The organism is Bacillus swezeyi (genome assembly GCF_001969815.1).
GTDB classification, from domain to species: Bacteria; Bacillota; Bacilli; order Bacillales; family Bacillaceae; genus Bacillus; species Bacillus swezeyi.
Genome location: NZ_MRBK01000013.1, coordinates 181,083 through 194,980, shown reverse-complemented (window position 1 = coordinate 194,980; position 13,898 = coordinate 181,083). Strand labels below are relative to the sequence as shown.

At 46.6% G+C, this 13,898-nt stretch carries 12 protein-coding genes and 1 pseudogene; 8 read left to right on the top strand and 5 right to left on the bottom strand.

The annotated features are described in order from the left end of the window. Nucleotides 1–13 precede the first annotated feature (13 nt). A complete protein-coding gene (locus tag BTA30_RS12940; protein ID WP_076761722.1) occupies nucleotides 14–871 on the bottom strand; it encodes an SDR family oxidoreductase in 858 nt (285 codons plus the stop codon). 132 nt (nucleotides 872–1,003) lie between these two features. Here BTA30_RS12940 and BTA30_RS12935 point away from each other — a divergent pair, with 132 nt between their 5' ends. The 7 genes and pseudogenes from BTA30_RS12935 (at nucleotide 1,004) to BTA30_RS12910 (ending at nucleotide 7,847) form a co-directional block, all read left to right on the top strand. Next, the gene (locus BTA30_RS12935; protein WP_076761756.1) at nucleotides 1,004–2,533 is read left to right on the top strand and encodes an FAD-dependent oxidoreductase; all 1,530 of its coding nucleotides are present in this window, start codon (nucleotides 1,004–1,006) and stop codon (nucleotides 2,531–2,533) included. 103 nt (nucleotides 2,534–2,636) lie between these two features. After that, nucleotides 2,637–3,170, top strand: a pseudogene (locus BTA30_RS24430) (protoglobin family protein); the annotation flags it as partial. 216 nt (nucleotides 3,171–3,386) lie between these two features. Then, nucleotides 3,387–3,929, top strand: coding sequence for a methyl-accepting chemotaxis protein (locus tag BTA30_RS24425; RefSeq protein ID WP_412677790.1), 543 nt, complete (start codon nucleotides 3,387–3,389; stop codon nucleotides 3,927–3,929). Nucleotides 3,930–4,077: 148 nt separating this feature from the next. Continuing rightward, a complete protein-coding gene (locus tag BTA30_RS12925; RefSeq protein WP_076761720.1) occupies nucleotides 4,078–4,623 on the top strand; it encodes a biotin transporter BioY in 546 nt (181 codons plus the stop codon). A 17-nt stretch (nucleotides 4,624–4,640) separates the two neighbouring features. Further along, the gene (locus BTA30_RS12920) at nucleotides 4,641–6,077 is read left to right on the top strand and encodes an AMP-binding protein (protein WP_076761719.1); all 1,437 of its coding nucleotides are present in this window, start codon (nucleotides 4,641–4,643) and stop codon (nucleotides 6,075–6,077) included. Then, complete coding sequence (locus BTA30_RS12915) at nucleotides 6,074–7,165, top strand: acetyl-CoA C-acyltransferase (protein WP_076761718.1); 1,092 nt, start codon at nucleotides 6,074–6,076, stop codon at nucleotides 7,163–7,165. Before BTA30_RS12920 ends, BTA30_RS12915 begins: the two co-directional genes overlap by 4 nt. 109 nt (nucleotides 7,166–7,274) lie before the next feature. After that, nucleotides 7,275–7,847 carry a histidine phosphatase family protein gene (locus BTA30_RS12910; protein WP_076761717.1) on the top strand — a complete coding sequence of 191 codons (573 nt, stop codon included), beginning with the start codon at nucleotides 7,275–7,277 and terminating at the stop codon, nucleotides 7,845–7,847. A gap of 32 nt (nucleotides 7,848–7,879) precedes the next feature. On the opposite strand, the gene BTA30_RS12905 is transcribed toward BTA30_RS12910, so the two are convergent. The 3 genes from BTA30_RS12905 to BTA30_RS12895 all read right to left on the bottom strand — a co-directional run bounded on the left by BTA30_RS12905 (nucleotide 7,880) and on the right by BTA30_RS12895 (nucleotide 10,982). After that, on the bottom strand, nucleotides 7,880–8,905 hold the full coding sequence (locus BTA30_RS12905; RefSeq protein WP_076761716.1) for a FecCD family ABC transporter permease: 1,026 nt from the start codon (nucleotides 8,903–8,905) through the stop codon (nucleotides 7,880–7,882). Next, nucleotides 8,902–9,900: a FecCD family ABC transporter permease gene (locus tag BTA30_RS12900; protein WP_076761715.1), complete on the bottom strand. Its 999-nt coding sequence runs from the start codon at nucleotides 9,898–9,900 to the stop codon at nucleotides 8,902–8,904. Before BTA30_RS12900 ends, BTA30_RS12905 begins: the two co-directional genes overlap by 4 nt. A gap of 104 nt (nucleotides 9,901–10,004) precedes the next feature. Further along, complete coding sequence (locus BTA30_RS12895) at nucleotides 10,005–10,982, bottom strand: ABC transporter substrate-binding protein (protein WP_076761714.1); 978 nt, start codon at nucleotides 10,980–10,982, stop codon at nucleotides 10,005–10,007. Nucleotides 10,983–11,440: 458 nt separating this feature from the next. Between BTA30_RS12895 and BTA30_RS12890 the strand changes: the two genes are divergently transcribed. Further along, on the top strand, nucleotides 11,441–12,580 hold the full coding sequence (locus tag BTA30_RS12890; RefSeq protein WP_076761713.1) for a S8 family peptidase: 1,140 nt from the start codon (nucleotides 11,441–11,443) through the stop codon (nucleotides 12,578–12,580). A gap of 58 nt (nucleotides 12,581–12,638) precedes the next feature. Here BTA30_RS12890 and BTA30_RS12885 read toward each other — a convergent pair whose 3' ends face one another. After that, nucleotides 12,639–13,895, bottom strand: a complete 1,257-nt coding sequence (locus tag BTA30_RS12885) for a M48 family metallopeptidase (protein WP_076761712.1) — start codon at nucleotides 13,893–13,895, stop codon at nucleotides 12,639–12,641. Nucleotides 13,896–13,898 lie beyond the last annotated feature (3 nt).

Below are 13,898 nucleotides of genomic sequence, written 5' to 3'. Positions count from 1 at the left end.
AGCCCTGGCCTTTTTAACCATTAATGATCGTCCCGCCATTGACATGAAGCACTTGGCCGGTCATGTAAGATGAATCTTCACTGGCCAGAAACAGGTAGCTCGGCGCTACTTCAACCGGCTGCCCCGGACGCCCCATCGGCGTCGTTGAACCGAATACCTCGACTTCTCTCTCCGTAAATGTCGAAGGGATAAGAGGCGTCCAAATCGGCCCAGGAGCCACTCCGTTGACGCGGATGCCCTGATCAACGAGCGACAATGCAAGCGAACGCGTAAATGATGTAATCGCTCCTTTTGTCGACGAATAATCGATCAGCCTTTCATTCCCGGCATATGCGGTAATGGACGTCGTATTGATAATCGAGCTGCCTTTTTTCAGATGAGGCAGGACGGCTTTTGTTAAATAAAACATTGCAAAAATGTTGGTTTGAAACGTCCTGATCAGCTGGTGGCTCGTGATCTTTTCGATTCCTTTTTGCGGATGCTGTTCAGCCGCATTATTGACCAAAATATCGATGCTCGGAAATGCTTCCTTCGTCCGGCTGACCACCTCATTGCAAAAAGCCTCGTCTCCGATATCTCCGGCAATCAGCAAGCACCGGACTCCTTCTCTTTCCACATATCCTTTTGTCTCCTCTGCATCACGGTGCTCATTTAAATAAACGATGACCACGTTTGCGCCTTCCTTTGCAAACAAAACGGCCACCGCCCGGCCGATTCCGCTGTCTCCTCCCGTAATAATCGCCGTTTTCCCCGCCAGCTTTTTCTCCAATTTCGGCCTGTCGAAAACAGGGCGGGGATCCATCAAATATTCCAGACCGGGCTGCTGGGTCTGGTGCTGTGGAGGCAGTACTTTTTTCTGTTGCTTGCTCAAAACAATTCCTCCTTCACGATTAAACCTTATTATTTTATGAAACATAACGTTTTTTATGACGAGCCTTTTCCAGTGTATGAATATTTCACAAATGGAAAATTTAAGAACAAAACCAACTTTGGAGGGAACTTTGTGGCAAACAATGAACAAAAACTGCCGAATTCACCTGAATCGTTTTGGAGAGACAGTACGAATCTTCCTTCATTTCCGGAACTAAAGGAAGACGTGAAGACAGATGTCGCGATTATCGGGGGCGGTATGACCGGATTGACGACAGCTTATATGCTGACACAAAAAGGATACAGCGTCCTCTTGATCGATGCGGACAGCATCCTGAACGGAACGACAGGACATACGACGGCCAAAATAACCGCCCAGCACGACCTTATTTATGATGAGCTGATCAATCACATCGGAATGCCAAATGCAAGGATTTATTATGAAGCAAATCTCCAGGCGCTTTCGTTCATCAAAAACCTTGTACTCGAACAAAATATCCCCTGCGATTTTGAAGAACAGGACGCGTGCATCTATACGACGGAAGAAAAATCGGTCCAAAAGATCAAAAAAGAATATGAGGCTTATCAAAAACTCGGAATCGACAGGGAATTCATCAAAGACCTTCCTGTCGCCATCGATATTAAAGCCGGGCTTGTGATGAAAAACCAGGCTCAGTTTCATCCGCTTCATTACTTAAAGCACCTTGCAGAGACTGTCCAAAAAGCCGGAGGCCAAATCTTTGAAAACACAGCCGCCAAGGAGATCGAAGAAGGAGACCGTCCAAAAGTGCTGACAAGAAGCGGGTATAAGATCTTCAGCGATTATGTCGTATGCTGTACGCATTTTCCGTTTCATGACAAAAAGGGCTTTTACTTTGCAAGGCTTGAGCCGAGCCGCTCATACGTACTCGCCGTCAAACCGAAAACACCCTACCCCGGCGGCATGTATTTAAGCATTGACCAGCCTTCCCGCTCCCTTCGCTCGGTGATGATAGACGGAGAAAACATGGTTCTTGTCGGCGGAGAAAGCCATAAAACCGGACAGGGAAAAGATACAATGGAGCATTATCAAGCGCTTGAATCATTTGCAGAAGGCGTGCTCGGCATCGAAGAGATCCCCTATCGCTGGTCAACACAGGATTTAATCAGCCTTGATAAAATCCCTTATATCGGGCCGATTTATCCGAAAGAGAAGCGGATCCTTGTCGCGACCGGATTTAAAAAATGGGGCATGACATCAAGCACGCTCGCCGCTCAAATCATGACGGATCATATTACAAACGAAAATAATCCGTATCAAGAAGTCTTTAAACCTTCTCGCTTTCATCCAGATCCAAGCATCAAAAAAGCGATTTCCTACAATACGGATGTCGCAAAACACTTTGCTGAGGGAAAGCTCGAACAGCCGATACGGAAGCCGGATGAACTTGTCAAGGGAGAAGGAGCGGTTGTCACGGTCAGCGGCAAACGGGCCGGCGCATACCGTGATGAAAACGGAAAGCTGCATATGGTCGATACGACCTGCACCCACATGGGCTGTGAAGTCGAGTGGAATGACGGAGAACGGACATGGGACTGCCCCTGCCATGGTTCAAGATTTTCCATTGACGGCGAGGTCATTGAAGGACCTGCGGTCATGCCGTTAAAAAATCCTGAAAGCTGAGGTGTGAACTTAAATAATAAGAAAAACAACCGATAAAAAGATAAATGCTGGAAATTTTAAAAAACCGGCAATTTTTTATTAGCGTTTACAGGGGGATACGATCGTGTTATTCAAAAAGGATAGAAAATCAGAACGGTCATTTTTTGCTGGGGAAAACGATAAACAAATCAATAGAATCAGGCTTGAACACCATTCAGAATTTAAAAAACAGCTTGCCATGGTTGATTTAACAGATGATGATCTTTGGGTGCTGAGCAAGCTGAAGCCTTTGGTCACTGAACATATCGAGTCCATCGTCAGCCAATTTTATCAAAATCTTGAACATGAAAGCTCGCTGATGGATATTATCCATGATCACAGTTCAGTCGACCGTTTAAAAAAGACATTGACCATTCATATACAGGAAATGTTTTCCGGTGTCATCGACGAAGCATTTTTAGAAAAAAGAGTCCGGATCGCCCATGTTCATCTTCGTATCGGACTGCTTCCAAAGTGGTATTTGGGCGCCTTTCAAGATCTTCTTTTATCACTGCTAAAGATTTTCGAATACGCCTTAAGCGATAAAGAATATAAACGATCTGTCAAGGCAGTGACGAAAATCCTCAACATTGAACAGCAGATCGTTCTGGAAGCTTTTGAAGACGAGCATGCAAGAATCCGTACGCACGAAGAAGAAAGAAAAAATGAGCTTCATAGGCAAATCAAAGATACCTCCGGCTCTTTAGCCGCTTTATTTGCCGAAACGACGGGTGCGGTGCAGGAATTGGTGGATAAATCTTCAGAAATCGCCGAAACGTCAAGAGCGGGAACAAAGACGGCTGGCTCAGTCGAAGAAAAATCGATCGGCGGCAAAATGGAGCTTGAGGAGCAGGAACAACAGCTCAATCAAATGGGAAGCAGCATGACCGAGATTGAACACGAAATCAAAAAACTCGAAAACATCGCACAGCAAATCGAAAAGATTTTTGGAATTGTAACAGGCATTGCCGAACAGACAAATTTGCTTTCGCTCAATGCTTCGATCGAATCGGCAAGAGCCGGGGAGCACGGCAAAGGATTTGCGGTCGTCGCCAATGAGGTCAGAAAGCTTTCCGACGACACGAAAAAAACCGTCTCAGCCGTATCAGAGCTGGTCAATAACACAAACGCACAAATCAGCATTGTCACTAGACATATTACAGATGTGAACCAGCTTGTGAAAGAAAGCAAGGACAAAATGTCAGATATCAACCACTTATTCGATGATATTGTCAGCAATATGAAAACAAGCAAACATCAAAGCGGCAGAATCGAAGGTGATCTGCAATCCTTTTTAAGCGGCCTCGAAGAAGTAAATGGAGCCGTATTGCAAGTCGCATCTTCAGTCGATTCCCTTGTTGAACTGACAAAAAAATAAGCTGCAACAAACATGCACAGGTCACGGGATGATCTGTGCATGTTTTTCGGACTCTTTTTGTAAACGTAATTTAAAAATTAGTTGACATTACAAAAGACTCAATGATACTTTGATTCTATTAATATATTTGAAAGGATCGTAGTCTATTATGCATGTAAAAGATATGACATTCATTTCTCTAAGTACAGCAATCATCGCAGTCCTCGGGTTTTTTCCGCCGATCGTTCTACCCTTTACACCCGTGCCGATTACATTGCAGACATTGGGCGTTATGCTTGCAGGAGGAATAAACAAACCAAAAAACGCGGGGCTCAGCCTGATCGTCTTTTTGCTGCTTGTCGCCAGCGGCATGCCTCTTCTTTCAGGAGGAAGGGGCGGGATCGGCGTTTTCACAAGTCCAAGTGCGGGCTTTTTGCTCGCCTACCCTGCCGCGGCGTTTTGCATCGCTCTTGCCGTCGGCAGACTTTCCATTTTACGTTTCCGGAATATTTTTTTCATTCATCTTTTATTTGGCATTTTATTCATATACGCGATCGGGATTCCTGTTCAGGCTTTTTTGATGCAAATTGATTTTATAACGGCGCTGAGGTATAGCTTGGTCTATGTTCCCGGGGATTTGCTAAAGTCCGCAGCCGCAGCTTATCTCGTGCTAAAATTAAGAAAAGCATTACAAATCCGCGATGCTGGAAATTAGTATGGAGGAATCGCAAAGTGCCAATTACCGAAACCTATCATTACCACGCTCAACATCATCCTGAAAAAACCGCCATCCAATTCGAGGCAGAATCGATCAATTACAGGAGCTGGCATCAGCTCGTCTGCCGGACGGCAAGCTGGCTAAACGGCAGACAACAGGACAATAAGAGAATCGCATGTCTGCTTTCGAACGGCCTTCCTTTTTTGCAGCTGTTCGCCGGTGCGGCAATGGCCGGGTGGACGGCTGTTCCATTTGATCCGCGATGGAGCCTGTCTGAATGCAGGGAAAGGCTTTCCGTTTGTAAACCCGGATTGATCATTTCAGAACGGCCGTTTCCTGATGGTGAAGATGCACTGCTTTTGGACGAATGTCTGGAGGACATTAAAACTGCACCATATGCTTCGGAACCTGACATCCATGATGAAGAGCCGTTTTACATCGGCTTTACTTCCGGTTCTACAGGAACGCCCAAAGCATTCATCAGATCGCACCGTTCCTGGATTGAGAGCTTCCGCATCAGCAGCAGGGACTTTCAATTATCGGGAGCGGACAGGGCTGTCATTCCAGGCTCCCTTTTCTTTTCACATTTTTTATACGGAGCGATGAACACATTATATCTCGGCGGAACAGTAGATCTCATGAAAAAATTTTCGCCGCTCAAGCTTGAAAAAACAATCGCCCGCTCGCCTGTCACAACGATATATACAGTGCCGACAATGACCGAAGCCGTGAGATCAGAGAAGAGGCGGATCGATAAACGGCTCAAAGTCATTTCTTCCGGCGCCAATTGGAGCAGGGAGGCAAAAAATGCATTCCAAAAGGCATATCCGCAGCTCTCTTTATATGACTTCTACGGTACATCGGAATTAAGCTTTGTCTCCGTTTCCACCCCCCGTGATTTTGAAATGAAGCCCGATTCTGTCGGACGCCCCTTTCAAAACGTGGACGTCGCCATCCGCTCAAGCTCAGGGGGAGCCGTCAAAGCCGGTGAGATCGGCAAAATTTACGTAAAAAGCCCGATGGTGTTTTCAGGATATTTGCAGAAACAAGCCCCGCTTCCCCCTCTTGATGAAAACGGATGGATCACGGTTGATGACATGGGCTGGATGGATGATGAAGGCTACCTATATGTAACCGGAAGAGAAAACAGCATGATCGTCTACGGAGGCATCAATATTTTCCCTGAAGAGATCGAAGGTGTTCTCAGCTCACACCCGGAGGTAGAAGAAGCAGCGGTCATCGGCATCGCTGATGATTATTGGGGAGAAAAAGCGGCCGCCGTCTATAAGGGCAAAGCCACGGTTAAAGAGCTTAAATCGTTCTGCAAACGGCGGCTGGCTCCTTACAAAGTACCGAGAGCATGGTATTGCTTCGAACAAATCCCGCATACTGCCGGCGGAAAAATCGCCCGCCACCTCCTGAAAAAACAGCTGAAGGAGCTGATGAAATGAGAGCTGTTATCACAGCCGCCAAACGAACGGTCATCGGCAGACAAAACGGATTTTTGAAAACAGCAGAGCCGCACGAATTGGCCGCAGCTCTCATTAAATACCTTGAGAAACCGCTGAACGGAAACTTGAACGAGGTCATTCTCGGGAACGTCGTAGGGCCGGGGGGCAATATCGCCCGTTTATCAGCCCTATCTGCCGGTCTTCCTGCTTCGGTTTCAGGAATGACGATTGACCGTCAATGCAGCGCAGGCCTTGAAGCCATCCGCACAGCCTGCTATTTCGTGCAGGCCGGCGCAGGAAGCTGTTATATCGCCGGAGGAACGGAAAGCGCGAGCCTCTCCCCTTTCCCGCAAAGAGCGCGGTTTTCTCCTGATGAATGGGGCGACCCGGAGATGGGGGCTGCAGCAGAGCTGACGGCGGAAGCCTATCACATCACCCGCAACATGCAGGATGACTATGCACTGTTAAGCTATGAAAGAAGCTTACGTGCATTTGAAGATGGTTGTTATGAAGATGAAATACTGCCATTTCAAGGTTTAGCGGTTGATGAAAGCATGACCCGCAAGCGGCGGATGGATAAAATCGTGTCAAGGGCTCAGCCCGCTTTCAAGAAACATGGCACCGTGACAGCAGCCAACAGCTGCGGGATTCACGACGGTGCAAGCGCCGTCGTCGTCATGGACGAACAAAAAGCGAAGTCTCTCGGCTTAAAACCTGTTCTGCGATTTGTTGACAGCGAAGTCAGCGGGGTTAATCCAAACTTCCCGCAAATTTCACCTGTACCCGCCATTGAAAAGCTGTTAAAGAAAAGAGGCCTTTCCGTTCAGGATATCGATCTGTTTGAAATCAATGAAGCATTCGCCGTAAAAATCGCGGCCTGTGCCCAAGAACTTGGGATTCCCTATCATAAACTGAATGTCAGGGGCGGAGCTCTCACGCTCGGACACCCTTACGGCGCTTCAGGAGCCATTTTGGTGACCCGTTTATTTTTTGAGGCCGTACGACGAGACGATCTGAAGTATGTCATTGCCGCGATCGGCAGCGGAGGCGGGATCGGAACAGCCGTATTATTTGAAACCGCCGTTTGAATTTTTGATCATGTCAGTCATTATTCGTGAGTTCTCGTTTTTAAATTTAGTATAATGGCCTTATCACCAAAAAACGTGCACTCGTTGTTCGAAAGGAGATTTTTTCAAAATGACTGCGATTTGCTTAATCCGGCACGGAGAAACCGACTGGAATGCTTTAGGAAAACTCCAGGGAAGAACAGATATCCCTTTAAATGAAACCGGAAAAAGACAGGCGAAAGAAACCGGAGAATTTTTAAAAGATGCAGATTGGGACGTTATCATTACAAGCCCTTTAAAAAGAGCCAGGGAAACGGCGGAGATCATCAATCAATATTTGGGGCTGGAAATCGTCGAAATGGAGGATTTCATCGAACGCAATTACGGAGACGCGGAAGGAATGCCATTTGCAGAAAGAATGAAGCTGTATCCCGATAAAAACTATCCGAATCAAGAATCAAAAGGAGCGTTGGCTGAACGTCTAATGACGGGTATTCAAAAGGTCAGTGACAAGTACCCCGATCAAAAGGTGCTCGTCGTTGCACACGGAGCCGCCATTCACACCCTGCTGTCAAAGATTTCAAACGGAAACATCAATCTTGAAAACACGAAACTCGTCAATGCCTGCCTAAGCAACATCAGCTTTCAAGAAAACAAATGGCTTGTAAATGACTATAACCGGTCAGACCATTTGTCTGACTAACATAACAAACCGGACGGTTCAAATCCGTCCGGTTATTTCGTTCTGCCCTGTTTTGCCTCACGCCGCAGCAAATAGATAAAATAAGGTCCTCCGATAACGGCGGCAATCAGCCCCGCCGGAATTTCAAGCGGAGGCATCAACCCTCTTCCGATGGCATCCGCCAAGAGCAGGATGATGCCTCCGATCAAGCCTGAGACAGGGATCAGGAGGCGTGAGTCGAAACCTGCCAGCTTTCTCGCGATATGCGGCGCCATCAGCCCGATAAAACCGATTGTACCCACAGCGGTAACGGCCGCCGCTGTCAGCGTAACAGCTGCCGCAAGCAGCAAAAACCTGGTCTTTTCCAGGCTGATGCCAAGACTGACGGCAATACTGTCACCCGACTTGATGATGTCAAGCGACTTTGCCGCAAGCCAAACGGGCGGAATGAGCAGACAGCACCAAATGAAAAGGGACAGCACATCATCCCAGCTTCTTCCCCATAAACTTCCATTCAGCCAAATTAGAGCGCTGTTCACATTCGGACTGGCTCTTGAAATCAACAGCTGGATGCCCGAATGACAGAAAGCATTGACGGCGATTCCGACTAACGCGAGCCGCACTGCGGATATTCCATTTCGATAAGCCAATGAATAAACGAGAACAGCCGCCAGAATGCTGCCTGAAAAAGCAGCGCCTGTCAACAGGAGCGGACTTTGCTGTGAAAACAGCACGGTGACGATCACCGCCCCGAGCCCTGCTCCCCCTGTAATGCCGAGCGTGTCCGGCGCGGCAAGCGGATTTCTCATCAGAGACTGGGCAATAACCCCCGCAATTGCCAAAGCGGCTCCGGCCAGCACGGCCAAGATGATCCTCGGCATCCTAAATTCCATCACCATAAACCGCACCCCGGGATCTCCTTGTCCTGTCAAAGATTTAATCACGTCTAAAAGCGGGATTTTCTCATCGCCGATCGCTAAATTGACTAAAACAAGCAGCAGCAGAAAAGCGGGCAGCACGAGCAGGACGGCCGCTGTTTTTCCAACATGTTGTTTTGTTTGGTCTGTAAGTTTGTTCAAGACGCGGCCCCCTCTTTTCGTCTTCTCGCCAAGTAAATAAAAAAGGGTGTTCCGAGCACTGCTGTGACAACGCCGACCGGTGTTTGATAAGGAAAATAAACAAATCGTGATGCGATATCGGCCAGAAGGAGCAGAACCGCGCCTAGCATCGCCGAATACGGAATCACCGTTCGGTAGTCCGCCCCCATGATATAACGAATCATATGAGGAACCATCAAACCGATAAAACCAATCGGACCGGCGGCCGCCACAGATGCCCCCGCAAGCGCGACGACAGTGATGGCTATGAATATCCGGCTGATCCAGACTTTTTGTCCCAAGCTTTGAGAAATATCATCACCAAGGCTGAGGACGGAAGCCGCTTTTCCTAAAGCAAAAGCAGTCACTAAACCGGCGGCGCTGACCGGAATCAAAAAATCCAGCTTGTCCCATGAACTCCCGGCTAAAGAGCCGGAAAGCCAAAACAGGATCGTCTCCGTCGACTCTTCATTAAAAATCAGCAGCATTTGTGTCACTGACGCAAGGATCGCTTGGATAACGACACCGATTAATGCAAAACTGATATCGCGATGATGCTCGCTTAAAACCGATGCGATCATATAAACAATCAGGGCGGCGGCCGATCCTCCGGCAAAAGCGGCGCCCATCGTCAGCTGGAGACTGACAGCAGCCGGAAACATCACCAACAGGAACACGACAGCCGCCGAAGCGCCTGCATTAATGCCAAAAACACTCGGGGATGCAAGCGGGTTTCTCGTCACCGCCTGCATAAGCGCCCCCGCCGCTCCGAGATTGGCCCCGATCAAAGCGGCTTCCAAAGCGCGCGGTATTCTAATAGACTGAATGATAGAATGCAATTTTGACCCATCATATGAAAAAACGGCCGCCCATATATCAGAAAACGCGATATTGGATGAACCGATAGATATCGACAGCATCAAACTCACAATGAAAAGAACCAAAAAAACGCCCCTGATCAAGAGCTTTTTTTTCATAAAAGCGGATCACCTCCTGAGAAAAAACAAGCGCATGCTTTCCGAAAAAAGCATGCGTTGGTCTGCCTGAAGAAAACACCGGCAGTGATGGAACATCTGTCTTTTTATGATTTCTTTTCGGCAGCCGGCAGAATATCTTGATCGATTTCGTCAATTACGGCATTTGCCCCGTTCACGCTGCGGCGGAGCGACCACGCAAATCGATCAACCTCATATACTTTATGATTCTTCACAGCGTTGAGCTTCTGCCAAAGCGGATCTTTTTCAATCTCCCTTTTACCATATTTATCCAATTTATCTTTTTCTCCTGTCATCAATATAATGACATCCGGATCTTTTTCAAGGAGCTGTTCGATCGTCATTTTAATATTGACGGACTCACCGTTTGCAGCTTCACTTTTTTGGCTGTCCCCCACACCGTATGTGTAGCCGATTTTCGTTAACAGCTGAGACGTGAAAAAGTTCTCGTCACGGACGGTGATCTCTTCATTTGTATTTCCGATTAGGAGAATGCTTTGCTTTTGATCAGAAAACTTGTCTTGCAGAGATTTCAGTTTTTCGTTATGCTCAGCCAGTTTTTTCTCCATTTCGCTTTCTTTGCCGACCGCTTTTGCAATCGTTGCGGAAGCGTCAAGCGTATCCTGATAATCGGCATTTAAATTTTGCAAAGCAATCGTCGGCGCGATTTTTGACAGTTTATCATACACACCGCTGTGTCTGCTTGAATCGGCGATAATTAAATCGGGTTTTAAAGCGGCGATCTTTTCAAGGCTTGGCTGGGCGCGGGTGCCGACCGAAGTATAGCCTTTTATTTCTTCTCTCACTTTTTCATTAATAAACTTAGGCTTCCCATCATCCGCGACACCGACAGGTTTAATGCCTGTGTCCACCAGCGCGTCAATAAAACCAAGTTCAAGAACGACAACCTTTTTCGGGTTTTTTGGCACTTTCGTTTCGCCAAGGTCATGTTTTACCGTCACAGTATCCTGATTTTCGGCACTCTCTTTTTGTCCGGAGCACGCCGACAAAACAAACATAAGCAGGATCAAAGATAGAATCGTAGTAAAGTATCTGAGCTTCATATGTATCTCCTTTTTTCTTAATAGACGATAACATTATAGCAACAGAGCGGGATCATGACAATGATAATCATTATCATTTTTATAAAAATAGAGATTTTCATCTCCTTTAACACTGCACTTTTCGGCAGCCTCTGCCATGTACACATTTTAAAAATATTATTTTATAAAATGAATAAATAGTATTTTCATAAAATAAAGGAATGAAATAAACTCTTGTCCCCTTTGAGCAACGGGACATCTTTCATACGAACAAAACAGCGAAAACACCTACTTTTGGTGTTGTTTATTTTTCTAAAATCGTTATTTATAACTAGAAAATCGCAAGGGCTTCTTCAAAAAAATAGGTCTTCCAAATAATTCATTTTTTCTCTATAATGAATTAACAGAATACTTTGAATAGAGTATATTATCCTTCTATTTTAATTATTCTGAATAAAATAAGAGGAGAGTGAGTAACGATGAGAAAAAAGAGTTTATGGCTTAGTGTGCTGACGGCCCTTCTGCTTGTTTTCACAATGGCTTTCAGCGATTCGGCTTCTGCTGCCCAGTCTGCGAAAAATGTAGAAAAGGATTATATTGTCGGATTTAAATCCTCAATGAAAACAGCTTCCGTCAAAAAGGACGTCATCAAAGAGAGCGGCGGAAAGGTCGAAAAGCAGTTTAAAATCATCAACGCAGCAAAAGTGAAGCTCGATAAAGAAGCGCTGAAAGAAGTAAAAAATGATCCGAGCGTCGCGTATGTAGAAGAGGATCACGTCGCACATGCACTGGCACAAACTGTCCCTTACGGCATCTCGCTCATCAAAGCTGACAAAGTACAAGCCCAAGGCTATAAAGGAGCTAATGTAAAAGTCGGTGTCATCGATACCGGGATCCAATCCTCTCATTCAGACTTAAATGTCGTCGGCGGAGCAAGCTTTGTATCCGGTGATTCCAACCCTTATAACGACGGGAACGGACACGGTACACATGTGGCAGGTACGGTAGCTGCGCTTGATAATACAACTGGTGTTTTAGGTGTTGCGCCAAATGTTTCCCTCTACGCCATCAAAGTGCTAAATTCGAGCGGCAGCGGAACATACAGCGCCATCGTTAGCGGAATCGAGTGGGCTACGGCAAATGGAATGGATGTCATCAACATGAGCCTCGGCGGATCATCCGGCTCGACTGCACTGAAACAGGCGGTGGATAGAGCATATTCAAGCGGGGTTGTCGTTGTGGCAGCAGCGGGGAACAGCGGATCATCAGGGAGCGCTAATACAATCGGCTATCCGGCCAAATACGACTCTGTCATTGCTGTCGGTGCGGTAGATTCTAACAGCAACAGAGCTTCATTCTCAAGTGTGGGAGCAGAGCTTGAGGTCATGGCTCCGGGTTCAGCAGTGTACAGCACGTACCCTGCCAACACTTATGCAACACTGAACGGAACTTCAATGGCTTCTCCTCATGTTGCAGGAGCAGCAGCTTTGGTCTTGTCAAAATACCCAACGCTTTCAGCTTCACAAGTTCGCAACCGCCTCTCCAGCACGGCGACTTATTTGGGAAGCTCCTTCTACTATGGCAATGGGCTGATCAATACCGAAGCTGCCGCTCAGTAACATATTTTAACAAAAACTGTATAGAAAAAGCTAGTGTCTAATGACATTGGCTTTTTCTTTATTCATTTGATGCTTTTTCAACATTTTGAATGCGTTCCATAATCGTCGGGTGTCCGTATTTAAAAATTTTGACGAGGAATGGCGGATTCGCCTCGCTCAGCCCCGCTTTCGACAGCTCCTGAAAGGTAGAAACAGCAGCCTCTTTGTTTTCCGTCAATTCGATGGCATACTGGTCAGCCGCTTTTTCCTGATGTCTTGATACTGCGTTTGTAAAAGGAGAAACAGCAAAGGAAATCACACCGAGGACGACCAGTAAAAGCGGAAGTGCGGCCAGATCAGATTTGCCTGCAATATGAAGCCTACTTCCATAGCGGCTGATCATCCATTTATATATTGTGCCGATCACATACAAACCGGCGAGAGACAAAAGCAAATACCCGCCGAGCCCTATGTAGACATGCTTCATCACATAGTGGCCCATTTCATGCGCCATAATAAACAAAATTTCAGACCCATCAAGCTTGTTCAGCGTCGTATCCCACAAAACGATCCTCTTATTGGCACCGATCCCTGTCACATAAGCATTTAATGCGTTCGTTTTTTCAGACATGTTCACTTCATAGACATGATTTGCCGGTATATCCGCCTGATCGGCCAGCTTCAGAATGTGCTGCTCCAAATCTTTATTTTTCAGCGGGTAAAAATCATTATACAAAGGGTCGATGACAACTGGCTGGAGAAAAAACAAAAAGAGCGTAAACGGAACGGTCAAGCACCATGCATAGAACCACCACCGTTTTTCATGCCTTTTGATCAGCCAGTAAAACACCATGACTACCCCTGCCGTTAGTGGAAAACTGATCCAAAAGTCAATCACCTGATCTTTGATCCAGCTCGCAGTCGTCTGGGTTGAAATCCCGTACTCTAACGAGAATTGGTAGCTGATCCAGTCAAGCGGCAATGAAGCAGCCGTCACAATCAAAAATAAGCTGAAAACATAAACCGCAATCTGAATGAACCTTCGCTTTGAAGTCTGCTCCGCCCAATGCTTCATCTTCTTGGATAAACCTGCAATCAAAAGAATAAAAAACAAAAACCATTCAAACGGAATCCGGACAAAAAACAGAAAATCTTTGATTTTCGAATATTCTTCAGTCAGCATGAGTTCCCGTTGATTCATAAATGTCGCCGGGTCTGCGCTTGTCCCTTTCAGCCCCTCAGGAACGGAGGAATCGCCGGTCAGAAAGAGATACCAATAGAAAAAAAGACCATACAGAACATAAAGCAGACCGGCGCCTACAATCCACTTCCGCATGAC